Below are 23,056 nucleotides of genomic sequence, written 5' to 3'. Positions count from 1 at the left end.
GATGCGCGCGATCATTATGCCGCCGGTGGTGTGTACTTGCTGCGGCACCATCTGGCTACGTATGCCAAGCGAAGCCATCATTGATATGGCTGCACATAAGGCAGCGCAATGATAGATTATCCAGACGTGGGGCAACGAGTCCATGCTGGCTCGAAAATGCAACCATTAAGTGAAGCATAGTGATGGACACCATACAACTTTTAAATTATGCATTCTGCCGATTTTAACTTAAAGCGTTTTTTATGTCTACCTGTCCTCTATGTTGGCGGGAGACAGCGTGGAAAGCGGAAACGTTCCGCCACGGAGTTGGAAATTGACTCTCAACGCCTCAGCGAAGAAGGCCACGCTGTAAAAGGAGTTTACGCTAGTACATAATCCCGATACACCGGTTTTAGAGGGGAGAGCGGGATTCGAATTTATGCTGTCCCTGGGGCCACTGTCAAATACCTGTGGGTGCGGTTGTGATCAACGGTACGTCCCGTAGCAAGCCGGTTGGATCGACCGGCGGCTTCGCTCACGACGCGAAGTACGAGGCCGACCGCGCGGCCGTCCCGCTGTCCCTGCTCGACCTCGACGACCTCATGGCACTCGCGCTCGAGCACTACGATGCCCTGGACGTCGAGGCGAAGCGGCTATTGGCGCTGAAGCGTCTTCACTGGCCGGCATAGGACGGCGTCGGCACAACGATCGGTCGCATCCCGGAAAGCGTGTGTGTTAAGCTTTGGCTTCGCGCCAAAGAAACATCAAACACGATCTTTCAAGCCGGGACAGCGATTATCATGAGCGACAACAACGAAGCGGTGCCGGACGCGGTGGTGGATCGGGCGCCGTCGGAGGCGCCTCCGCCCCTCCGCATCGAGGCGACGTTGACGCCGCGTCTGAACCTCGCATTTCACCAGAACGCAGTCCCGGTCCTGCGTGAGCTGGTGCTGGTCAATGACGGTGACGCTTCATTTGAGGCGGTCGAGCTGACCCTGACGTCGGAACCCGCGTTCGTGGCGCCCAAGACTTGGCGCATCGACGCCGTCCCCGCCGGCCAGCGCTACCACGTGTCGAAGCTCGACGTCACGCTGGACGGCGCCATGCTCGGGCGGCTGACGGAGGCGGAGAGCGCGACCGTCACCATCACCGCCGCGGCGGCCGGAAGCCCGAAGCAGTTGGCGCGGACCGAGCGGTCGCTCGAGCTGCTGGCGCGCAACCAGTGGGGCGGCGTCGGCAACATCCCCGAGATGATCGCCGCCTTCGTCCAACCGAACGACCCGGCCGTCGAGCGCGTGCTGAAGAAAGCCGCCGACATCCTGCGGCAGAACGGCAAGAGCGGCTCGCTGAACGGCTACGAGGGCGGGCCGAAGCGGGCGTAGGAACTGGCGGCGGCCATCTGGGGCGCGGTCGGTGCGCTGGGCCTCGACTACGCCCTGCCGCCGCCGAGCTTCGAGCACGCCGGACAGAAGGTGCGTGGACCATCGCAGGTTCTCGAATCCGGACTCGCCACCTGCCTGGACTCGGCGCTTCTGTTCGCGGCGGCGCTGGAGCACTGTGGCCTGAACCCGCTGATCGTCTTCACGCGGGGGCACGCCTTCGCCGGCGTTTGGCTGCGGCGCGAGGAGTTCACCACGTCGGTGGTCGATGACGTGACGGCGCTCCGCAAGCGGGCGAAGCTGAAGGAACTGGCGCTGTTCGAAACGACGCTGGCCACCCATCGCCCCTGCCCGTCCTTCGCTATCGCCGCCGACCACGCGTTCCGCCAGATCGAGGAGAGCGTCGAGGACACGTTCGAACTGGCCGTGGACGTCCGGCGCGCCCGTCTGCAACGCATCCGCCCGCTGGCCAGCGCTGAGTTCCCGGTGACGGCGGACCACGCGGACGCGGACGCGGAGGCATCCGAACCGCTGTTCGCGGAGCCGCCGGCCGACCTTCCCGAGAACCTCGACGACGCGGCGGATGATCCGGGGCCGGCCTCGCCCAAGGACCGGCTGGAGCGCTGGCAGCGCAAGCTGCTCGACCTGTCGCTGCGCAACGCCCTGCTGAACTTCCGCGCCGGCAAGCGCACGCTGGTCTGCGACGCTCCGGACCCCGGCCTGCTGGAAGACCTTCTCGCGGAAGGCCGGTCGATGCGCCTGCTCCCCCGGCCGGCGCTGATGGACGGTAACGACCCGCGCAGTCAGGCAATCCACGAAGGGCGGACCCTGGAGGATCTGCACCGCCAGCACGCGCTGGAGGCGCTCGGCCGCAACGAAGTGCTGGTCGGGCTGAAGGGGGACGACCTCGACGCGCGCCTGACGGAGCTGTACCGAACCGCCCGCGCGGCGATGCAGGAAGGCGGGGCGAACACCCTTTTCCTGGCGCTCGGCTTCCTGTCCTGGACCCGCGACGCCAAGGACGCGAAGCGCCACCGGGCGCCGCTGATCCTCATCCCCGTCACCCTTCAGCGCAAGAGCGTGCGGTCGGGCTTCAGCCTTGTCCTCCACGACGACGAGCCGCGCTTCAACCCGACGCTGCTCCAGATGCTGCGCCAGGATTTCCGCCTGACCATCCCGGTGGCGGAAGGGGAGCTGCCGCGCGACGACAGCGGGCTGGACATCGCCGGCATCTGGAAGGCCGTCCGCCAAGCGGTGAAGGACATCCCCGGATGGGAGGTGACGGAGGACGTGGTGCTGGCCACCTTCTCCTTCGCCAAGTACCTGATGTGGAAGGATCTGGTCGACCGGACGGAGCAGCTGAAGCAGAGCCCGGTCGTCCGGCACCTGATCGAGACGCCCCGCGACCCGTTCCCCAGCGACCTGGCCTTCCCCAATCCGCGCGACCTGGACGCGACCCACGGTCCGGAACACACCTTCTGCCCCCTGCCCGCCGACTCCTCGCAGCTGTCCGCCGTGATGGCGGCGGCGCGCGGCAAGAATTTCGTGCTGGTCGGCCCGCCGGGTACTGGCAAGAGCCAGACCATCGCCAACCTCGTCGCCCAGTTCCTGGCGGAGCGGAAGTCGGTCCTGTTCGTGTCGGAGAAGATCGCGGCGCTCGACGTCGTGTACCGGCGCCTGCGCGAGGTCGGCCTCGGCGAATTCTGCCTCGAGCTGCACTCCAACAAGTCGCGCAAGCTCGACGTGCTGGACCAACTCCGCCGCGCCTGGGACGCCAAGGGCGACACCGACGCCGACACGTGGCGCAAGGAGGCCCAGCGGCTGAAGGGCCTGCGCGATCAGCTCAACGGCTTCGTCGCGCGGCTGCATCACCGGCACCGCAACGGCCTGACCGTGCACGCCGCCATCGGCCATGTCGTCGCCAGGCGGCACCGCCCGCCGCTCGGGCTGTCCTGGCCGTCCCCGACGCCCATGACGAAGCGACACTCGACGCCCTGCGGGAGCTGGCCGACCGGCTGGGACTTCACGCCCGCGAGGTCGGCTCGATCACCAACAGCCCGTTGCGGATCGTGACCCGCGCGGAATTCTCCTCCCACTGGCGCCACGGCCTGATCGCCGCCGCACGGGAAATGGCGGAGGCCGGCGACGCGCTGACGGATTGCGGGGATGCCTTCCTCCGCGCCACCGGACTGCCCGGCCGTCCTCTGGACCGCAAGACGCGAGCCGTCCTCGGGGAGCTTGCTCGCGTACTCCCGCAGGCGGCCGGACGCGACTGGCGCTTCGTCCTGCGGCCCGACGCCGCTCGCCTTGCCGACCGCCTGCGGGAGGGGCTGAGCCGCTTCGAGGCCCGGCGGGCGCTCCACGACGCGCTGTCGCCCGCGCTCCCCGAGAGCGTCACCCAGGGGCTGCGCCGGGGGCTCGACCTGCTGGCGAAGCACCGGGAACTCGCCGGGCAACTGTCCGTCGCCTACGGTGCCGGCGTCGCGACGCTCGACGTCGAAGGGTTGAAGGCCGAGTGGACCAAGGCGCAGCAGTCGATCTGGTCGCTGCGCGGCATGCGCTTGAAGGCGGTCGTCAAGGCTCTGATGGCGGCGTCGGACGGCAGCCGCGAGCCCGACGTCGCCGCGGACCTGGAGCGCCTCGCCGCGCTGCGGGCCGTCACGCGCGACATCGAGGCTCTGGCGCCCGCCGTCGGCGACGCCGGCCCGGTCTGGTCGGGTCTGGACACCGACGTGCAGGCGGTGCAGTCCCTGCTCACCTTCCAGGCGATGTTGCCGGCGGCACTCTCGGCGGCACCCTGGAGCGACAGCGGCCTCGGACCCGTCGCCGAGGGACGCTGTGGCGGCGCGGCGGCCGGCGATCTCCAGCGCCTGCACGACCTCCGTACGCTGGAGCGGGAGGTCGACGGCCTCGACGATCTCCGCACGATCACCGGCGGCCTGGGGTGGGAGATCGTTCGCATCTGGTCCACCGACTGGTGGCACGATCACGATGGCGCGCTGGATAAGGTCGATGCACGGCTGTCGGCCCTGCTGGAAGCGAGCCGCGCACGGCGCGCGGAAGAGGTCCGGCGGCTCGAGGAGGCCGCTCTGGCCGCGGCGGTCGCAGCGGACGACACAACGACCGTCGATGCCGCAGAGGACGTTGCGCCGCCCTCGGATGATGTCGGGCAAGACGATCAGAACCCCAAGGGCACGGGGCATCGTCCGGCCGACGATCTGTTCCTGGGCGCCGACCTGATGCAGCCTTCCATGGCCTATGCCCACAACGCCAGCCCCGCACCGCCACCCGACGCGGATAGCCGGTTCCGAGAGGCCGATCCGAATCGGTGGTGAGCGCCGTCAACCCGGATGCCTTCTTCGACCGTGAGTACACCGCCCCGCTCCAGGCGATGATCGACCACGTCATCACTGTGGAGGGGCCGGTCCGCGACGACGCTCTCGCCCGCCGGATCGCGCGCGCACACGGCTGGCTTCGCACAGGTTCCAAGATCCGCGACCGCGTCGTAACTCTGGCCCGCGCTCGCTTCCCGATGGTGCAGGAGGAGGTCGGCACCTTCTTCTGGCCTGCCGGAACGGATCAGACCCGTTGGCCGTCCTTCCGACATCCGGCCGGGGATGAGCCCCGGCCTGTCGATGAGATTGCCTTGCCGGAGTTGGTTGCCCTGGCATGGGTCGTGAAGGACGAGGGCATCACGGGCGAGGATGCCATCACCGCCATGGCCCGCGACGCCGGCCTACAGAAGCTGCGCGCGGCCAGCCGCGATCGCCTCCGCCGCGCTTGGACCATGGCCTCGTCCGAGGGAGGTGAATAGGCGTCGTCGGCAGGAGAACTGGGTTGGGTCACATCCCGAATGCGAGCTACTACGGCGTTTGCCTCGGACGAGTGAGCACCCGCGCAAGCACCGCCCTATGGTGCATCGTGACCGTCAGATCGTTTCGCTGGGCGAAGGCAAGGACGGCCTCCTGCGTCCGGCTGGGAAGCCGTTTGCGGCGGACGTAGTCGCGGGCAACCTCTACTTCGGATTGCAGCAGCACCAAGGCCGTCAGCACCCGCTCGGGACGCTTGATCTCCCGACGAACGAGGTGAATCGCTCGCTGTACGACATCCCAGTCGTGCAGGGCGTTATATCGGAAGACTTCGGTTCTGCACAGGGCGTCCTCCCGAACCGTCAGGGAGCCGAAGAAGGGGTCGGGGGCGGTGAGCTGGTAGTCTCCATCTCCCCGATGGATGAAAATCCCGGACGGCACCCCGCGACCATGAATATCAATCCACCTCTCGACGCCACGACGCGCGGAGCAATAGTAGTGCGGCATGCGCTTGGACCAGGAGTACTGATCGAAGTACGGATTTGCGATCGCACTCATGAGATAATCCTCGCTGTTTCTTCGATCTTTTTATAGGAGTACTGCATTCCAGAGAATCGTTGAAAATTCGGCGCAGGTCTTCCTCCAGCGTGGGAACCAGCTTTCCGCGACGAACCCATGGCCGGCGGTTTCCGCTTTTCGAGGGAGCGGAAACCGCCGGCCATGCCGAGGCGGTCCGTCGAAAGCCGCCTCAGCACGGTTGATGATGGTTCCTCGTCACGTCACCGTCGCTTTTCGAGGCGGCCGAACAACGCGGCGCGCTCAACCCTCTCATGGGCCGTCAGGCCGTCCTCGATCCGCTGCTCGATCACCTCCTCGAGCGAACGTGCGGCGGCGACGGTGGAGGCCTGCTGGATGTAGGGTTCGCACGAGCGCGGGTTCCGGTGACCGAGGAGCCTTGGGATGAGGTCGGCCTGTTCCGGGACATGGTCGACGATCGCGGTGGCGGCGACATCCCGGAACAGATGAGGCCCCAGTCCCAGACCGAATTCCTGCTCGGTGATGCCCATCACGCAGCCGGTCAGACTACTAGGCGTCAGCGGGGAGCCGATAAAACCCGGAGAGGCCGACAGCCACAGGGAGTCACCCGACGCTTCGGTGACGAGCGTCGGTCGCCAGAAGGCCAGCCAGCGTTCCATCGGCTCGACCATGCCGTCCGCCAACGACTCCACCCGGCTGTCGCCGTTCTTGGTGTTGAGCCACAATAGGCTGAACCCTCCGCGCGGCAGACGGTCGATGAAGCCGCCGGTGATGGCGTCGTCCGGTGCCTCACCCAGGCGGAGTTCATGAAGATTGCGGCGGCGAACCGGGTGATGGGTCAGCATCAGGATGATCAGCCCCTTCTGGTAGAGCGCCGCTGCCCGCCGGGTCCGTCCGGTGGTCTCCGCCCGCACCATCAACCCTCGGGCGAGGTCGCGGAGTTCGGTCACGCTTCTCATCCGTTCGGCCTTCCGACGGGCCTTCGGCGCCTCTTCGGCCTCCTCCTCGAGTTCGAAGGCATGATCCCGCAGCCAGCCCCAGTCCTCATCGGGCCACAGCGCGCGGGCCATCATGGCGAGGTTGATCGCCGCGCTCGTCAGCGTAGCAGCAGAACATCCCTTGCCGGCCTTTGCGGCGAGATAGGCCTCCACCTGCTCCGGCGTCACTGCCAGCGGCAACGATGCCGACCGGCAGAAGGCGAGGTACAGGCCCATGTCCTTCTCGCGCAGGTCGGCCGTCTTCGCCGACCACTTCCGCGCCGGGTTGTCCTCCTCCGCACGGTCGCGCAGCGATAGCCTCCGCCTGCCCGTTCCCCGTGCGGCGGCCCAGGCGGCGCGGATAGGCGCCGGCCACTCCTCGACCAGCAGGCGGACCCGCCGGCGCCGGCTGGCAGCACCCCGGCCCGGTCCGTCCGACGATTTGCGCGCCGGCGAGGCCATCCAGACCGCCCGCACGGCGCGTTCGGCCCACAGATGGTCGCCGTCCGGATCGCGCTCCCGCAACGCGGCCGCCAGACCGTAGAGCAGTTCGCACATGTCCTTCGGTCGGCTGGCGTGCGTCACCGCCAGGTGGGCGATGTAGGCCTCGAGGCGGCCGGGGTCGATGCCCGGCTGCTCCTCGCCGCACCACCGGCGATAGGCGTTCCAGCCGCGGAGATTCCGGCGATTGTGGATGCGTTCGTCCCGCTTCACGACGGCCTCCGTGCGGCTTTCGCCGTCCGGCGTGCACGGCTGGGCGTGCGCGCCCGAATCCGATCGACCGCGGTCTCCAGCGCCGCCGCAGCCTGATCCTGCGATACGCCGCCGTACTCGCGCCGTCCCGCCCCATGATGACCGAGGAGGCGGCTGACCGTGTCCCGATAGCGCGGGTCCTCATCCAGCAGCAACTTGGTGGCGAGGTGACGCCACAGGTGCGGGTTCATGGCCAGACCGGTTTCGCGCGCGACCACCCGCGAAATGAGCCCGGAAAACGGCGCCGCCCGCATCGGCTTGTCCTCGCCTTGACGGGGGAAGAGAAAGGAGTTGCCGACATCGCCGAGCAGCGGGCGGTAGTGGGCGCGATAGATGCTCAACAGCATCATCTTCCAGGATTTCAGTACGGCGCGCGCAGGGATCTTCCCCTTGGTCTGCCGCGCCTCGTACGCGACGGCGCCATCGGCGTGGCGGGACAGCGGCCATTGCACGTTGTCGAGACGGGTGCCGCTGAGTGTCAGCACGCGCACCGGCAGGCTATTGAGCAGCAGCACCCCCATCGCCGCCGCCGCGGTCAGCGCCATGCGCAGCGTGACCGGCGTTTCGCCCGCAGCGGTTCGGGACTGCCGTTCGCTTTCCAGATACTCCATCACCCGGATCGGCATCTCATGCAGCGCACGCAGGTTCTCGGGTATGGCGAACTGGGCGAGCTTCCGCTGATTCTCCGGAGTCAGCTCACCATAGGTCTCGTGCTCCTCGCGGGCACAATCGAGCATCGGGAGAAGATCGGCGACCACCGGGGCGTCCTCCAACGGCAGGCGGATGGCGGCCATGGCGAGGAAACCACAGACGTTGTGCAGAGTCTTGGCCGGCTTGCGCGGCATGTCCTCCTCGCCAGCGGGAACGTGCTTGTCACGGTAGGCGTCGTACCACGCTACGAACACCTGCTCATTGACGACATCGCTGACGGCACGCAGTTCCTCCAGCTTCCTATGGCCATGGTGAACCGCCCAGGAGGCGAAGCGGCGGAGGAAATCACACATCCCCTCGACGGAGGCGGCGCGGAGCCGCTTGCGCCCGCCGTCATCCTTCTTCCGACGGTCATCGCCCTTGATGGCGCGGCTCTTCCGGGCCTCGGCCCTGGCGCGCAGCCCGGTCACACCGGGCTGGTAGCCGGTGCGCGCGACGGTCCGAAGGTCCTCGAGGCTGCGCTGGAAAGCCGGCGGGAACGCGGTCAGCGGCAGGCTGACCGGCCCCCTGGCGGACAGCCCGAGCGTCAGGCGTCGGCTCGGCCAGCCGGGTACGGTCTCCACCGCCTGGTTCCAATAGCCACGGACTTGGCGGATCACAACGGCCAGATCCCCGCGACAGCCACAGGCCATCATGCGATCGGCCACCGCGGCGGCGACGGCGTCATCGACGGCGTCCGGGGTGATCCCCACCTCGGAGCAATGGCGCATCAGGAACGACAGCGGGCCATAGGCGCGGGGCACCGTCGTCCGCCACGCCGCCCACAGCGCCCGCCATTCCGGCGTCAGGGCGTTCGGGTCGCTCACCGGAGGCAGGGCCGGTCGCGGAATGACGAGATCCAGAGCCTTGCGCAACAGCGACTTGACGTTCTTCACCGTCTTCCGGGATACCCCGAGCGCGGCATGCTGGTTGGCGAGTGCCTTGAGTTGCGGATCGAGCGATCGCAGGCTGGCCGGCAGTTCGCCGGGCGGACGCCCCAGCCAGCGCGCGGCGCTGGTGATCGCGCTGACTAGCGCGGGCCGGTCGCTGTCAGCCACCAGAGCGGACGAGGCGACGACCTGCCGGAGATCCTCGAGCGTCCGAGCCGTCGGGCGGACGGCAGCGGCAACCTGCGGCCTGGGCGGCCGCGGCGGTGCCTGCACGATCGCCTGAGGCCAGCCGGGAACCCGCTTCACGGCGGCGTTCCAGTAACACCGCACCTGCCGGTAGGCTTCCTTGCGGTCGGTCCAGGTTCCGGCGGTCGTCAGATGGTCGGCCACCGCGTTCAGCACACCCTCGTCGACGGTGGAGGGCTCGACGCCATTCGCGCTGCACCAGCGCGCGGTGGTGGACAGAGGTCCGGGGATTCTGCCCTGCGCCGCGCGGGCGTTGCACAGGCGACGCCAATCCGGCGACAGGGCGCCCGGCGCATCGCGGCGAGGCAGCGTGAGCGGTTCCGTCATGCGGTCCTCCTGGTGTCTCCCGACGCGAAAGGCTTCGGGACGGCAAGAGGGCCGACAATGCGCGACAATCCACGACAATCCGCGACATCGACGCACATTCGGGACAGGGGATGGGGGAAAAGGCCCCATTGTTTCGCACCCCTTGTCCCGAGCCGGCCCAAGTGATTGGAAAATCAGCGACAATCCACGACAATCGACGACCATCCGGGTCGGCGCGTCAGCGCGGCCGGCGCGGCTTGGTCGAGGGACGGACGCGCTTGCGTTTCGTGTCCCCGCCGGTGTTCCCGGAGGGGGCGGCATCGTCGGGCGTGAGCGCGGGCGGCAGCGTCACCGCCCGGTTCGCCTGTTCGAACGCCAGGAGCGACGCAGCGCTGATGCGGCGGGTGGTGCCGGCCAGCGTGGTGACGACGATGCGTCCGTCCCGCGCCCAGCGTTCGACAGCCCGCCGCGTCACGCCGTAGCGGTCGGCAGCCTCGTCGAGGCTGTACCAGAGCTGATCAAGAGACATCGGGTCCTCCTCCTGTGTTGCGCCGGCCATATGGGGCCGTGGAGGGAGGAGGCGGGTGCAGGACGCCGATTTCTTCGACGTCCTGCAGGCATGTGGCGGCCGGGACGACCGGCGTCAGCGAAGGACCGCCACCCGTGCCATGCGCGGGCGGTCATGCACCGTAATGGTGATCTCGAGGTGCTGGTGGGGGGCGGCGAGGCGGCCACTGACGACGGCGTCCTCGGTCATCGCCTGAAGAAGGTCGAGAACCTGGGCCTCGACGGCGCGCTGTTCGGCCTGTCGACGCAGGGCGGCGTCGAAGGCCGCTTCGTAGCGATCGTCGGGGTCGTCACCCTCGTCGTCGACGTTCCGGTCCTGCACCCGGTCGCAGAGGCCCGCCAGTTCCATGATTTGGGACCGGAGCGCCTCGGACGGCGCCGGGCCGTCGAGCAGCGGATGGATCGCGCGCCCCAGGGCGGCGCTGCGGGTGATGAGCCGGGCGAGGGCCTCGAGCGATTGGGTGGTCGTCATGTTGCTCCTCCACGATGGCCGCCGTGCGGTACGGCGGGTCAAGGAGGACTGGCTGGCGGAATGCGTCGCGTCGCCGCCGACCATATGGGGCCGTTCCGGCGCAGCGTCTCCGAAAAAGTGACGCCACTCCCGCTGACCGCGTTTGCCGGAATCATCGATGACTCTTCGATGATTGGTCTGCTTCTGCTGGATCAAGGGGTTGCGGACCGCTTTCGTCCGCCTTTGCCGGATTGCGTCCGCCGATGGCGGCCCCGCTCAGGGATGCCCCCGAATGGATGCCGGGATGGCCCCGAACGAATGCCGGAACCCTCCCGAACAGATGCCGGGATCCCTCCGAACGAATGCCGGGAACCCCCCGAACAGACGCCGGAATGGTATTGGCAACCGATTGATCGGGCGTGGCTTTTCGCTCTCGGAATCAATGAATCCGTCGAATTGGAAGAACAAGGGAGGAAAGGCGACGCCCCTCGGCGAGGGGCATCGCGAGGCCCGCTGTGCGTTCTCCGGTCAGAAAATGGAGGGACGGCGAGGGATACCGGAAACGGGTCGCACCCATATCCCCGGCGCACCGATGAGCGGAGGGGAAAGGATGGCGATGATGGCGAGTGCGGCGAACTGGAGCGCGGCGGAGACGCTTTCCGGAAAAGGCGGACAATGCCGGTCCGCCGGCTGTCCAGCCCCGTCCGCCGGCGGACGGGAACCGCCCGCCTCACACCCGACGACCGGAGGACCGCGATGATCCGCGAGCGCAGGGGCAAGCGTGGAGCCGGCTGCCTTCAGGTGATCAGCGTCCGCTACGACCCCGCAATCGGTCGGAACCGGCAGCGGGTCGTTGCTACGCTACCCCTGGACGCCGACGGCCTGCCCTCCCGCGTCGCCGCCGAACTGACGGCGACCGAACGGCGCAACGCCGAGGCCTTCTTCGCCGCCCGCAGCCATGAGTTGCGCGAGAGACGCATTCTCGAGAGCGTCGCCGCCCTGGTGGTGCAGGGCGACAGGATCCGCGCGGCGCTGGCCGATCCTGGCGACTGCCCGGTGGTGATCAAGGCGGCGACGTTGTACGGCCTGGGTGCGATCCTGACCGAGTTGGTCAGTGCCGCTGCGACCGCCGGCCTGCGCGGGCGGATCAGGGTACCGGCGCGCCGTAGCCAGAACGCATGACCGGAAGGACGTTCGTCATCCAGCGGGCGCTGGACAACGGCGCGTCGGGATACCGGCTGGTACCGCCCGGCGTCCCGAAGCGAAAGGGTGCAGGAAAGCGACGGCGTGGCGATCGCTGCCCGGCACCCGTCTCCGATTGCGCCAGTCCGCGTCCCCGACACGCTCGCAGCACGCCACTGCAACCGAAAAGTACGGCCATGGCTGCGCGCCGCAGGTGCACGGCGGGCCGCTTTTCCGACGTGGGTGGGCGGGACAGATGTCCTTTCCGGGAACGGCCCTGCAATCCAACGAGAATGATTCATGCCAAAGGGCCTATTCATTGTGCTTTTAATGGGTCCAGAAGCACGCATACCGCGCAATTTCCCTTTCCCGCCGACGGAACGGTATCTATCGTCCCAGCCGCACCGTGGCGTGGGGAAGCGAGGAGGCGAGCGTGCTGTTTGGAGGGTTGCCGGATGACATCTTCCGGTTGCTTACCGGCAAGTACCGTCACGCGTACGCCGCCCTCCTGGCAAGGCTGCACGACGGTCTGTTCGGCCTCGACACAACGCGGCAGCCGACGCGGGACGACGTGTCGGCGGACATCGAGACGTTCCTCGAGTCATACGTGCCCGGTCTGGCGCCGGAAGAGCGCGACGAGTTCCGTCTGACGCCGCAGCTCGCCTACGCCGAGCTGGTCGAGACCGGATGGCTGCGCGAGCAGCGGGACGGATGGTCGATCCACGTGGACATGGACGTCGATGTCGCCCAGCTTTTGGGCGGGCTGTGCGCCCTGGCGCGGCCGCGGTCGGAAACTTTCGGCGGCACCGTGCTCAGCGTGGTCGGCACCCTCGACAAAGCGACCGAGGACGGCGCAGGCAATGCGCAGGGCGTCGCCGAGGCCGCCCAGCGCGCCCGCGAGTTCGCGCGGTACGCCCGCGGCGTCGTGGGGTCGCTCGCCGAGATCGAGCAGACACTCCTCGAGCAGGCGACCCTGAACGGCCTGGTCCGCACGTTCTTCGACGAGTTCGTCAAGCGCATCGTCATCAGCGACTACCGCAAGCTGACCTCGGTGCGGAACCATCCCTACCGCCACCGCTACCGCATCCTCGAGCTGGTCGACCGGATCGGCTCCGACGCCGAGCTGTGCGCGACCATCGCCGACAACCTCGTGGCCCAGGGAGTCGCGGACTCGGTGCAGGACGCGCAGGCCAAGCTCGACGAGGATCTCCGCGACATTCGGCTGTCGATGGAGGCGATCGAAACCTTCCGTGCGCGCATCGACCGGACCAAAGCCAACATCGAACGGCGTTTTGAGAACACGCTGAGGTACATGGACTCCCTCGAGACCGGCCGCGCCGAACGGTTCGCCACGGGGCTGGCGGCGCTGGCGCGATCCGTGCCGCACCTCGGCAACGACGAGCCGGTCGTCTTCGAGACCGCGCTGTTCGACACGCCCTCGCACATCGGCGGCGAACGCCTCGCGCGTCCCGAGCGACCGCGCCCGCCGGTGCACAAGCGGCGTTACGCGCAGCCGGCGCTCGACCCCCTCCAGCAGGCCTTCGAGCGCGCCAAGCTGACCTTCGACCGCCGGATGCAGCTGACGCGGACGCAGTTCGTGGCCTACGTCCGCCGCAAGATCGAGGAGGCGGAGGCCTGCGGGCAGGACGAGGTGAGCGCCCGCGACATCCCGCCGAAGGACATCGAGGAGTTCCTCGTCTTCTCGGCGCTGCGGGCCCTGCCCATCGCGCGGATTCCGTTGCCCGACGGCTTCGAGATCGAGCACCGCGACGGTCTGGTCGAGAACGACTGGTTGATCGCCCGCGACTTCGTGCTTCGCCGTTCCTTCCCTACTGTCCGCGCCGAGGACTGACCGATGCTGAGCGACCTGCAGACGATTCTCGACCGGGCGACTGGCAAGGAAGCCGAGACGCTGGAGGGCGACCTGCGCGCTGCCGTCCGCGCCCTGTGGGATCGCCAGTTCATCTACGCCGATGACCACGGCGGCGCGAAACCCTACGAACTGGCGCGACGGCACCGGCCCTACCTCGAATCGCTGTTCGACGCCATGGGCTTCAACCTCGTGATCGACGAGCGCGAGCGGCTGGTCGGCATCCTCGACCAGGACGGGGCCGCGCCGCGCACGCTGAAACTGGACGAAACGCTGTTTCTGCTGGCGCTGCGGGTCATCCACGCGGAGCGGATCGCGTCGTTCGACCTCAAGGAACGCGGCCGGTGCGACACCTCGCTCAGCGAGGTCTGGACGCTGATCGAGGAGCGGGCCCAACGCCGACGTCCACCCCTCACCCGTTGCGTCGAGATCGTCCGCCGTTTCCAGCGCCACGGTCTCGTACGCGCGCTGGACGACAACGGACAGGACTCGACGCTCGAGATTCGGCCCGCCATCTGTCTCGCGATGAGCGAGGCGAGCCTGGAGTCCCTGCTCCGCTACGCCCAATCCGTCGCGGAGGGCGCCGGATTGGACGCGGGCCGACCCACCATTCCCTCCGGTCTCACCGACGCCGAGGACGACCGTCCGGACGGCGACGACCGCGCCCCGTTCCGCCACCCCGAACCCTGAGAGGCCCGCGATGCCGGACAGCACGATCACGTCCCCGCTGGCGGCCGGCGCGCGGGACAGCGCCGCGGACACCCGATGGCCATCGTACTTCGAACTGCGCCACATGGGGTTCGTGAACTGGTACGCCTTCTTCAAGGAGGACATCCGGATCGACGGGCGGACCGCCATCCTCGGCCACAACGGCGCCGGCAAGTCGGCGATCCTCGACGCGCTGCAGACGGTCCTCACCGGCAACGACCGGTCCCGCCTGCGGCTCAACGCCTCGGTCCAGAACGACGAGATCGCCCGCATCACGAAGTCCCGGCGCAGCGTGCGCGACTACTGCCTCGGCGCGATCGACGACGTGGAGACCGACAGCGACGCGGAAGGCGCCACGTTCCTGCGCGAGCAGGCGATCACCTACCTCCTCATGGGGTTCCGCCGGACCGACACCGGCCGCGAGGTGACGCTCGGCGTCTGCCTCGAGGCGCATCGGGAGATGGCGCGCGAGACTGTCGCCGCGCTGTTCATCGTCGAAGGGCGCATCCTGACCACCGACGATGTCGCCGACACCGGCACCGCCCCCGACGGCACGCGATGGAGCGAGGCACTGCCGTGGGACGAGGTGCGCGCGCGCATCGCCGCGGACGACGCGCTGACGCTGCACACCCCCACCGGCCCCGAACTCTTCGTCTCCGAGATCTGCCTGATCGCCGGACCCGAATTCGGCCGGATGGATAAGAACAAGTTCCTGAAGAACCTCCGCAATGCGGTCACGTTCAAGTCGGTGACCTCGGCCACCGACTTCGTGCGCAACTTCATCCTCGACAGCCAGCCCGTGTCAGTCGCCGACATGCGCGCCTCGATCGCCCGGTATGCCGAGATCGAGAAGAAGATCGTCGAGCTGAAGGACCGGCTGGCCCAGGTGGAGGCGCTCGGGTCCCGCGTCGGCAACGTCCGCAGCCAGCGGGCCACCCTGGCCCGCCGCCGTCTGGCGTCCCTACAGGGCCACCTCCACCTCGCCGGCGTGAAGCTCGATCAGCTCATCGTCCGGAAGCGCGACATCGAGACCAGCGCCACCGGGAAGGCCGCCGCGCTGGGACGGCTCGAGGAGCGGAAGGCGGCCGGCGCGGACCGCCTCCGGACTCTCGAAGCCTCCCAGGCTGCGGATGCGGTCACTCTGGCGTTGAACAGCGTGGCGGTCGAAATCCGCGAGATCGACGTGCATCTCGGCGAATGGCGGAACCAGGAGTCCGTGGCGGCGGCCGGGCGGCTGGTCGCCCGGTTCGCGGTTGCCGCGCCCTTCGCCGAGGCGGTCACACCCGAGGCCATGGCCAGGGTCGATCCGACGCTGCGGAGTCAGGTCGCCGCTGGCAGCACGGCGCCGGCGGAGGACAAGGTGCGTCTCGCCGCCGCCCTCCTGTCGTCCGCCGCGCCAGCGGCCCTGAGTTCCGCTTTGGCCGCGGTGGACGCGAAGATCGGCGCGGTGCAGGCCCGCATCGCCGAACTCGGCAGACAACTCGAGCTGAACCGCGAGAACGCCGAACGCGTCCGTGCCGGCAAGCGCCTGCTGTCCGACCGGACGCTCGCCCTCATGCGCGCGCTGCGGGCGGACGGCATCGACGCGACCCCGCTTTGCGAGCGCGTGACGGATCTTGACGAGGGGTGGCGCGCCGCCGCCGAGGCCGCCCTCGGCGATCGCCGCGAAGCCCTCCTCGTCGAACCCGGGACCTACGAGCAAGCCCTCAAGACCTATCGCCACCAGCAGAGCCTCGACGGCGCGATGCTCGTCAACACCACCAAGACCGCGGAGACGCGGCCGGCCAAGCCCGGGTCGCTGGCGATGGCCATCGCCACCGAGGATCGCCACGCGCGGGCTTTCCTGGACTACACGTTGGGCGGCATCCTGATGGTCGATACGGAGGCCGAGCTTCGCCGCGAGGACGCCGCCATCACCCGGGACCTGATGTCCGCGGGCGGCCGCACGGTGCGCAAGTTGCGGGCGCCGATCCCGTTCCTGCTCGGCAAGGTCGACACCCAGGGCATGCTGGACTCGGTGGAGGAGAGCCGTCGGAGCGCCGAGGCGAACTTGACCGAACAGCAAACCGCGTTGACGCGCCTGCGCAGCGCCGAGCGCGCCCTGCGGGACGCGGTGGCGGAACTGGAACGCCTCACGGCGCGCGGTCTCGTAGCAAGCCTGGCCGACTTCGATCGGATCGCGCGGGACCGTGCCGACGCCGAAACGCGGCAGCAGCAGCTCGAGGCCGCACAGGACCGATCGCTGATCGAGGCGATCCGCGCCGCCAAGGCGGATCTTTCCGCGACCGAAGAGGCCATTCGCGAGGCCACGGCGGAGAAAGGACGCATCGAGGGCGCCCTGCAGGGTGTGCGCGAGACCATCGGCGCGGTTGAGCGGAGCATCGCGGAGCTGCGGGACAAGGCCGAAGGGGCGCTCGCCTACGCCGATCGCGTGATGGACGGGTCACAGGCGGCCGAGCGAAGGGCCGTGCTGACCGCGGACGGCGACCCCGGGCGTCCCGAGTTCGACCGCGTGCTGATGGAGGAGGAGTTCGCGCTGATCGAGCACCTGGTCGACGACCCGCGGTGGCTGCCGGCCGCCCTCGAGCGCTTGGACGGCTACGTCCTGTTCCGCAGCGACAAGCGCCTCGCCGGCACCGAGGACGCCTTCCTCGAATCCGTCCGGGAGTACCTCCGACGCTCTGACCTGCCGCGCCCGGCGTGCGTGCCGGCGGCCTCCCTGGCCGACGACGCGGCGGGCGACGCGTCCGACGATGACCGGATGGCAACGATCGACGCGGTCGCCGCGTGGGTCTCGGGGGAGGACGCCAACTTGCGCGACAACGAGCTCGTGCGCAAGGAGGCCGAGGCCACCCAGGCGCGGCTGGAGGCGATCCAGACCTTCAAGGAGGATTTCGTCGGCAAGATGCGCGGCGCGTTCGACGCGATGGGCGGGCTGCTCGAGGAACTGAACCGGCAGTTGCGCAAGCGCTCGTTCCATGGTCTGACGTACCGCTTCGCGCGCCAGGAGGCGCCGGGCTACCGGGACATGATCGCGCTCATCGAGCGGTCGTCCGACCCGACCTTCGACATGCCGCTGTTCAACACCGCCCCCAAGGACGCCGACGGTCTCGACGAGGAGAGCGCGCGGGCGCTCAAGCGCCTTCAGGAGATCGCCACCGACCCCGACGCCGACATCGGGGACATCGAGGATCCGCGCCGCTACTTCGAGTTCCGGCTCGAGATGCTGAACAGCAAGGGCGTGGTCAAGACGGACCTGGCGCGGCGCATCGGCACGGCGTCCGGCGGCCAGTTGCAGGTTCCCTTCTACGTCGCGATCGGCGCCGCCCTCGCGGCGACCGCCTATCCGGATCGCAAAGGGCTCGACGGCGGGATTTCCCTGGCCCTGTTCGACGAGGCGTTCAACAAGATGGACGCCGCGGTGATCGACGAGGTGCTCGCCTTCAACCGGAGCATCGGCCTGCAGACGGTGATCGCCGCGCCCGACAAGGAGCGGACGACCTTCGAGCAGTTCATGGAGACGATCGTGACGATCTCCCGCATCGGCACCTCGGTGATGATCGACACGCAGCACGTCAAGGAGCTGGCCCGGGAACGCTTCCGCTCGGAGAACCCACGGCTGATGGGCTTCGCGGCGTTCAAGGAGCACGCGGCCGGCACGTCGGGAGGCGTCGGGTGACGGCGTCCCGCCCACCGGCGGTCCTCGACGGCCCGGCGCGCGACCTGCTGGGGCGCCTGCTGCGACGGGGCGACCGGCGCCGGGACGGCGCGGCCGTGGCGGAGAAGCCGGACTATGCGCGGTTGCCGACCGGCCAGGACGAGGCGCGCTTCCTCAAGGCGCTTGCCGCGGCGGAAGCGGCCGGCGCCATTGAGGTCCGCATGGGCAAGCACGAGCGCGCCCACCTTGTGGACAAGATCCTGCTCGCCGATCTGGAGGCGCTCGCCGCGTTCCTCGGCGTGCGGCGGGCGACGGCGCAGGCCCAAGACCTGGGCGAGCGGATCCGCCGGCTCCTGCCGGCCGACGCCCGCTGGCTCGATGGGCTCGCCGAGCGCGCCTGTGGGCGCTGGGCGCGCGGCGACAGCGCGTTCGGACTGGCGCCGTCGGACGAGGCCGGCATCGACCAGCGCTTCCGGATCCTCGCGGCGCTGGCGCGCGGCGAGGCGGAGGGCGTCGATCCGCGGACCTTCTCCGTACGGGTGTTCCCGACGCATCCGAACGACGCCAGCAAGATCGTCGAACGGCACCGGACCGGGCTGGTGCGGATGCTGCGCTCGGTGGCACAGGTCGATGCCGAGGACGCGGAGGGCGCCCCGTCGTCGGGCCTCGCGCCAACGACGGACGAGGGGCTGTCCGACGACGAGATCCTCGCCCGCTTCGGCCTAACGCGTTTCCCGGCCCCGGTCTTCCTCAGCGGTCCGGTGACCGTACGCTTCGGGAACGCTCCGGAGGACGGCCTGCTGCCCGGCACGGCCCCGCCCTTCGTGGCTGTCCAGCGCGAATGGCTGGACGGGCTGTCCTGGGACGGCGAGGGACCTTTTTCGATTCTGACGGTCGAGAACCTCACGTCCTTCCACCGCCAAGTGCGAGAGGCGCGGCAGGCGGACGTGTGCGTGGTCTACACCGGGGGATTCCCGAGCCTCACCGTGATCCGGGCGTTGCGCCATCTGCTCCGCGCGGCCCCGACTCCACCCCGCCTGTTCCATTGGGGCGACGTCGACGCTGGCGGCGCGCGGATCGCCGGCCATCTGGAGGACAGCCTCGGGGCCGCGGTTGTTCCCCAGCTGATGGACGCGTCGACCGTCCGCCGCTTCGGGCGCGCCGGCCGCACCGCCGACCTGACAGCGCTCAGCCGCCGTCCCGGAGCGGCCGGGATCATCGCCCGGACGATTGTGGAAACCGGCCTCCTACTCGAGCAGGAGGCCGTGGATCCAGTGCCCGTTGGCAACGCTTTCGGGAGCGCCCCCCATCAGCGCGGCGGGTAGCGTCTGGCATCGTCCACGAAGGCAAAGGGTGACCGGACGCGCTATTCGCCCGGCGCCGGATCGCGCTCTGGCACCAACGGAGCGAAAGTCCAGGATGTGTAGCCCCGGCGATCGAGATAGTGTTTTCGGGCGAGGATTTCCGCCAGCTCGTGCCCGCTGATCTCATCCTTCTCCATGCGACGGGACAGGCTACGGAGCGCCTTGGTCAGCTCGAGCGATTTGTCCAGCGCCTGATTCAACCCCTCGAGCATTGCTTCGAGCGACTCTTCGTGTTTCGCCAGCGGCACGGCCGTCCGATAGACAGCCAGCATGGCATCAGCGGCTGCTTCACTCACCTTCTTCAGCGATTCCACATCACGCTTCAGCATGGCGACGAGGATCATGCACTCCGTGTCGATCGTGTTGGTCATGCGTTCCGTTCCTTACCGAGGGCACCACGTTCGTGCGGTGCCGGGAAGGGAAGATCGGTTCGCTCGTTGAGGACGGCCCCCAAAATCTGCGGAATCTTCCTCACTCACGCGCCCGGCGGCAGCACCAGGCACAGCTGGTCATCGACCACGGCCGTGTGGAGGCGGTAGTTGATCGACGCGATCGCCTCGGTCAGCTTCGCCAGCCGCGCGCCCTTGTAGTAGCGATTCCGGGTCTGCCCGTGCTGCGCGTGCCCCATCAGCTCGCTCACCCGGACATCCGGAACCTCGCGGTTGAACAGGTGCGTGTCGAAGGTGTGGCGAAACGAATGAAACGAAAGCCGTTCCCGCTTCATCCCGATGTATTCGAGGTAGCGGCTGAACCATTCCCCAAGGTTTTCGCCAGCGCGGGTCGCCTTTTCCGGCCGGAGGCCGGGGAACAGGTCCCGTTTGCCGGCGCGTTTCTGCGCGTCGACGTAGTCGAGGAAGCCGAGTTCGAGCAGCAGCGGGTGGATCGGAATGATCCGCTTCGAAGAGGGGGTCTTAACGCTCTTGCCGTCATCGGGGACGACGTCGATGCACCAGATGCCGACGGTCGGAACACCATCCTCATCCTTGGGCGAGAACCGCCGCAGGCGAGGCCACGGACCCGACGGATTGTCGAGATCCACATCCCAGTCGGTGAAGTCCTCCTGATCGAAGCAGCGCAGTTGGATGTCGGTGGTCAGCAACTGCGCCACTTCGCCGAGCCGCACCCCCTCGAGGGCAGCCAGCAGCGGAATCCAGAACTTGGCGTCCTTCACAAGATTGGCGCCTGGACGATGCCGGTAGTCGATCCCGGCGCAGCCGGTCCAGCACGGGCTGGCGAACAGCTTGCGGAGGTCCGCGCTCAAGAAGGCTTCCCGATCGGCGTTGGCCGCGCGTCCGATGTCCTTCTGATCGTAGCGGATCTTGAGGCCAAGCAGGTCCCGGTCGATCTCCACCTTCATTGTCGTCCGGAGCCACTTGAGCAGCCCCTTGATCTTGTCGAGATGCTTGTTGACGGTGTTCATCGACAGGCGCGGCACCTCCGCGTCGCGCATCTCGTGGGCCAGATTGTCGCGGTCGAGCTGTCCGTCCTCCGCACGCGCCATCACCGCAGCCTGCTGGGAGGCCGTCACCGCGTCGGCCCTGGCGACGGCCTCGGCGCCGGTCATGTTGCGATAGGCGCCACGGCCGAGCAGGTTCGGAACTCGATGCAGTTCGCCCCTGAACCGAAACAGGTCTTCTTCCGTCACCTCAACGGCTCGGCGGTCGCCGATGAGGCTGGTGAACAACTCCGCGGCAACGCGGTAATTCCGTTCCTCCTCCTTGCACAGAGCTGCGGTCTTGTGGGGGTTCGTATCCCGCTGACGGCGGCGGACCCATTCGGCCATGGCCTGCTGGACCGTCCAGTCCTTTGCCGGGCTGGACTTCTGCGGCTGGAGGCGTGCTTCCGCCGCCGTCGCTTCGGGCGTCCGGTCGACAACGCTGGCAGCGGGGCCGGTCGGGCCCGCTGAAGCCGCGGCAGAGGACGTCGTGACGAGCACGGACGCCGCCGCAGCGACGGCGGGCTGAGCGGCCTGGGAGTGCGGGTGGGCTTCCACCTCCGTCCGGATGGGTACCGGGCTGCCGTTGGGTTCAGCGGGGTCGATTGATGCCACAAGGGCAGCGGCCGAAGAGGACTGCGCCACCGCCTGCGCAGGCATGACGATCGGCACCGGCGCCTGCGGCGCCAGCACGATGACGGTCCGACCTTCGGCTCCGGGAACCGCAGTGCCCGACGGTGCGCCGGCCGGCATGCCGACCGCTATGCTGCTGGCCGGCAAGGGCGGCAGGACGTCCGCGAGGTCGTCGTCGTAGTGATTCTGCTCCCGTTCGGCGTTGATGCGGTGAATGCGGGGAAGCCCGCGCAGCACCAGCCGCGCGAGGTAGCTGTGCTCGGCCGTCTCCGCCGCCGGCACCGGCAGGCCGACGGTGACGGCGCGCTCGAGCACCGCGCGGGCGGCGTCGAGCCGGTTGTGCCGGACGGCGTCCTCGATGGTGGCGACGGCGTCGAGCTCGGCCTGGACCCGCCGGGCGATCTCCTCCGGCACCCGCTCCCCGCCCAGGGCACGCGCCACCTCCGCCCGTTCCAGCTCGCCGAGCAGGATCGGTTGGAGGAGGGCGCGGAGCGCGCTGGTGTCGATGGTGCCTGCCTGCATGACCTCGCCGAGGAGTGCGAGCACGGCATCGACCACGACGCTGAGACGCCGCCCTCGCTGCCGTGCGAGGCCGGGCATATTTGTCCGCAGGGAGAGGCGTATCTCCCGACCGACGATTTTTTTCGAAGAATTTTCCGGGGCGCCGTCATCCCCGAAAACAGCCCCACACGCCGGCAGGATCCGGCGCCACCAGTAGACGGATCCGCGGCGGTAGAGATGGACCCCAAGCGACATCCCCGGCACTCCCCGTGAAGGGCGCCGAACCGTCGATGGCACAGGCTGATGGCACAGTTGGGGGACAAGCCTGCTGGCTTCGCCCTAAGTGCCTGATGTACAAGAGCTTCTTGAAAAGGTTGGTTGGGGGACTAGGATTCGAACCTAGGCTGGCGGAGTCAGAGTCCGCTGTCCTACCGCTAGACGATCCCCCAGACCGTCACCGGGGCGGCGCGTCGCCGTGTCCCGTGGTGTGGACGGGCTTATAGCAGTGCTTGGCAAGCCTGCCTAGCCCTATTTGCACGATCTTTGCGATTTTCTGAAAAAACATCGGCCGGCCTCCGGGAGGAGGCCGGCCGATGGACTGGTCCGACAATGGTGCGAAGTCGGATCAGCTTTCGCCATGCAGGTGCTGCTGCTGGTAGCCGACCAAGCCGATGCGCTGGATCAGATCAAGCTGAGTCTCCAGCCAGTCGATGTGCTCCTCGGTGTCCGCCAGGATCTCCACGAAGATCTCACGGCTCTGGAAGTCCTTGACCGTCTCGCAATCGGTGATACCAGCCTGGAGGATCACGCGGTTGTGAAGCTCGACCCCCAGATCGGAGGTCAGCATCTCCGGCAGATCCTCGCCGATCTTCAGCTTGTGCAGGTCCTGGAGGTTGGGAAGCCCCTCCAGGAAGAGGATGCGCTCGACCAGCTTGTCGGCGTGGTGCATCTCCTCGATGGACTCCTGGTAGACCTTCTTGGCCAAACGCTGGAGACCCCAGTTCTTCAGAATGCGCGCGTGCAGAAAATACTGGTTGATGGCCGTCAATTCGTTTGTCAACACCGTATTCAGGTGCTTGATGATGTTGGGATCGCCCTTCATGTCTCCGTCTCCACTGTTT

Annotated in this window: 18 protein-coding genes and 1 tRNA gene; 10 read left to right on the top strand and 9 right to left on the bottom strand. The window is 68.2% G+C overall.

Annotation, left to right across the window (positions count from 1 at the left end; all coding sequences use genetic code 11):
- Positions 1–461 precede the first annotated feature (461 nt).
- The 5 genes from EJ913_RS18455 (at position 462) to EJ913_RS18435 (ending at position 5,172) form a co-directional block, all read left to right on the top strand.
- Positions 462–668, top strand: coding sequence for a hypothetical protein (locus EJ913_RS18455; RefSeq protein WP_127000546.1), 207 nt, complete (start codon positions 462–464; stop codon positions 666–668).
- A gap of 111 nt (positions 669–779) precedes the next feature.
- Positions 780–1,361, top strand: a complete 582-nt coding sequence (locus tag EJ913_RS18450) for a hypothetical protein (protein WP_127000544.1) — start codon at positions 780–782, stop codon at positions 1,359–1,361.
- Positions 1,362–1,451: 90 nt separating this feature from the next.
- Positions 1,452–3,431, top strand: coding sequence for a DUF4011 domain-containing protein (locus tag EJ913_RS18445; protein WP_185909840.1), 1,980 nt, complete (start codon positions 1,452–1,454; stop codon positions 3,429–3,431).
- Positions 3,419–4,693: a hypothetical protein gene (locus EJ913_RS18440; RefSeq protein WP_127000540.1), complete on the top strand. Its 1,275-nt coding sequence runs from the start codon at positions 3,419–3,421 to the stop codon at positions 4,691–4,693. The genes EJ913_RS18445 and EJ913_RS18440 overlap by 13 nt, the downstream gene beginning before the upstream one ends.
- Positions 4,690–5,172, top strand: coding sequence for a DUF3320 domain-containing protein (locus EJ913_RS18435; protein WP_127000538.1), 483 nt, complete (start codon positions 4,690–4,692; stop codon positions 5,170–5,172). Before EJ913_RS18440 ends, EJ913_RS18435 begins: the two co-directional genes overlap by 4 nt.
- 49 nt (positions 5,173–5,221) lie before the next feature.
- Here the strand turns inward: EJ913_RS18435 and EJ913_RS18430 are convergent, their stop codons facing one another.
- From EJ913_RS18430 to EJ913_RS18410, 5 genes are all read right to left on the bottom strand, one after another.
- Complete coding sequence (locus EJ913_RS18430) at positions 5,222–5,725, bottom strand: hypothetical protein (RefSeq protein WP_127000536.1); 504 nt, start codon at positions 5,723–5,725, stop codon at positions 5,222–5,224.
- A 221-nt stretch (positions 5,726–5,946) separates the two neighbouring features.
- Positions 5,947–7,395: a site-specific integrase gene (locus EJ913_RS18425; RefSeq protein WP_127000534.1), complete on the bottom strand. Its 1,449-nt coding sequence runs from the start codon at positions 7,393–7,395 to the stop codon at positions 5,947–5,949.
- Positions 7,392–9,587, bottom strand: a complete 2,196-nt coding sequence (locus EJ913_RS18420) for a site-specific integrase (protein ID WP_127000532.1) — start codon at positions 9,585–9,587, stop codon at positions 7,392–7,394. The genes EJ913_RS18425 and EJ913_RS18420 overlap by 4 nt, the downstream gene beginning before the upstream one ends.
- A gap of 217 nt (positions 9,588–9,804) precedes the next feature.
- Positions 9,805–10,095 carry a helix-turn-helix domain-containing protein gene (locus tag EJ913_RS18415; protein ID WP_185909839.1) on the bottom strand — a complete coding sequence of 97 codons (291 nt, stop codon included), beginning with the start codon at positions 10,093–10,095 and terminating at the stop codon, positions 9,805–9,807.
- 114 nt (positions 10,096–10,209) lie between these two features.
- Complete coding sequence (locus EJ913_RS18410; RefSeq protein WP_127000528.1) at positions 10,210–10,605, bottom strand: hypothetical protein; 396 nt, start codon at positions 10,603–10,605, stop codon at positions 10,210–10,212.
- A 735-nt stretch (positions 10,606–11,340) separates the two neighbouring features.
- Between EJ913_RS18410 and EJ913_RS18405 the strand changes: the two genes are divergently transcribed.
- The 5 genes from EJ913_RS18405 to EJ913_RS31725 all read left to right on the top strand — a co-directional run bounded on the left by EJ913_RS18405 (position 11,341) and on the right by EJ913_RS31725 (position 19,327).
- Positions 11,341–11,766, top strand: a complete 426-nt coding sequence (locus EJ913_RS18405) for a hypothetical protein (RefSeq protein WP_127000526.1) — start codon at positions 11,341–11,343, stop codon at positions 11,764–11,766.
- Between the two features lie 433 nt (positions 11,767–12,199).
- Positions 12,200–13,618 (top strand): Wadjet anti-phage system protein JetA family protein, encoded by a 1,419-nt coding sequence (locus tag EJ913_RS18400; protein WP_127000524.1) that lies wholly within the window; start codon positions 12,200–12,202, stop codon positions 13,616–13,618.
- Between the two features lie 3 nt (positions 13,619–13,621).
- The gene (locus tag EJ913_RS18395; protein ID WP_127000522.1) at positions 13,622–14,326 is read left to right on the top strand and encodes a DUF4194 domain-containing protein; all 705 of its coding nucleotides are present in this window, start codon (positions 13,622–13,624) and stop codon (positions 14,324–14,326) included.
- 10 nt (positions 14,327–14,336) lie between these two features.
- Positions 14,337–18,023, top strand: coding sequence for an SbcC/MukB-like Walker B domain-containing protein (locus EJ913_RS18390; RefSeq protein ID WP_127000520.1), 3,687 nt, complete (start codon positions 14,337–14,339; stop codon positions 18,021–18,023).
- Entirely contained in the window at positions 18,020–19,327 is a 1,308-nt protein-coding gene (locus EJ913_RS31725; RefSeq protein WP_185909838.1) for a Wadjet anti-phage system protein JetD domain-containing protein, read from the top strand. Before EJ913_RS18390 ends, EJ913_RS31725 begins: the two co-directional genes overlap by 4 nt.
- A 41-nt stretch (positions 19,328–19,368) precedes the next feature.
- On the opposite strand, the gene EJ913_RS18380 is transcribed toward EJ913_RS31725, so the two are convergent.
- The 4 genes from EJ913_RS18380 to bfr form a co-directional block, all read right to left on the bottom strand.
- Positions 19,369–19,737, bottom strand: coding sequence for a hypothetical protein (locus EJ913_RS18380; protein ID WP_127000518.1), 369 nt, complete (start codon positions 19,735–19,737; stop codon positions 19,369–19,371).
- A 104-nt stretch (positions 19,738–19,841) separates the two neighbouring features.
- A complete protein-coding gene (locus EJ913_RS18375) occupies positions 19,842–22,190 on the bottom strand; it encodes a site-specific integrase (protein ID WP_244939408.1) in 2,349 nt (782 codons plus the stop codon).
- Between the two features lie 120 nt (positions 22,191–22,310).
- A tRNA-Gln gene (locus EJ913_RS18370) sits at positions 22,311–22,384 on the bottom strand.
- Positions 22,385–22,560: 176 nt separating this feature from the next.
- Positions 22,561–23,037 carry a bacterioferritin gene (bfr, locus tag EJ913_RS18365; RefSeq protein ID WP_127000516.1) on the bottom strand — a complete coding sequence of 159 codons (477 nt, stop codon included), beginning with the start codon at positions 23,035–23,037 and terminating at the stop codon, positions 22,561–22,563.
- Between the last annotated feature and the right edge of the window lie 19 nt (positions 23,038–23,056).

Origin of the sequence: Azospirillum doebereinerae, assembly GCF_003989665.1 — a bacterium.
Taxonomy (GTDB): Bacteria; Pseudomonadota; Alphaproteobacteria; order Azospirillales; family Azospirillaceae; genus Azospirillum; species Azospirillum doebereinerae.
This window is presented reverse-complemented; position numbering and strand designations above follow the sequence as displayed.

Excerpts from the sequence above, each read along its gene's own strand:
- EJ913_RS18450 (WP_127000544.1), top strand. The coding sequence starts at position 780 with ATGAGCGACAACAACGAAGCGGTGCCGGACGCGGTGGTGGATCGGGCG.
- EJ913_RS18430 (WP_127000536.1), bottom strand. The coding sequence starts at position 5,725 with ATGAGTGCGATCGCAAATCCGTACTTCGATCAGTACTCCTGGTCCAAG.
- EJ913_RS18420 (WP_127000532.1), bottom strand. The coding sequence starts at position 9,587 with ATGACGGAACCGCTCACGCTGCCTCGCCGCGATGCGCCGGGCGCCCTG.
- EJ913_RS18415 (WP_185909839.1), bottom strand. The coding sequence starts at position 10,095 with ATGTCTCTTGATCAGCTCTGGTACAGCCTCGACGAGGCTGCCGACCGC.
- EJ913_RS18410 (WP_127000528.1), bottom strand. The coding sequence starts at position 10,605 with ATGACGACCACCCAATCGCTCGAGGCCCTCGCCCGGCTCATCACCCGC.
- EJ913_RS18405 (WP_127000526.1), top strand. The coding sequence starts at position 11,341 with ATGATCCGCGAGCGCAGGGGCAAGCGTGGAGCCGGCTGCCTTCAGGTG.
- EJ913_RS18395 (WP_127000522.1), top strand. The coding sequence starts at position 13,622 with ATGCTGAGCGACCTGCAGACGATTCTCGACCGGGCGACTGGCAAGGAA.
- EJ913_RS18390 (WP_127000520.1), top strand. The coding sequence starts at position 14,337 with ATGCCGGACAGCACGATCACGTCCCCGCTGGCGGCCGGCGCGCGGGAC.
- EJ913_RS18380 (WP_127000518.1), bottom strand. The coding sequence starts at position 19,737 with ATGACCAACACGATCGACACGGAGTGCATGATCCTCGTCGCCATGCTG.
- EJ913_RS18375 (WP_244939408.1), bottom strand. The coding sequence starts at position 22,190 with ATGTCGCTTGGGGTCCATCTCTACCGCCGCGGATCCGTCTACTGGTGG.
- bfr (WP_127000516.1), bottom strand. The coding sequence starts at position 23,037 with ATGAAGGGCGATCCCAACATCATCAAGCACCTGAATACGGTGTTGACA.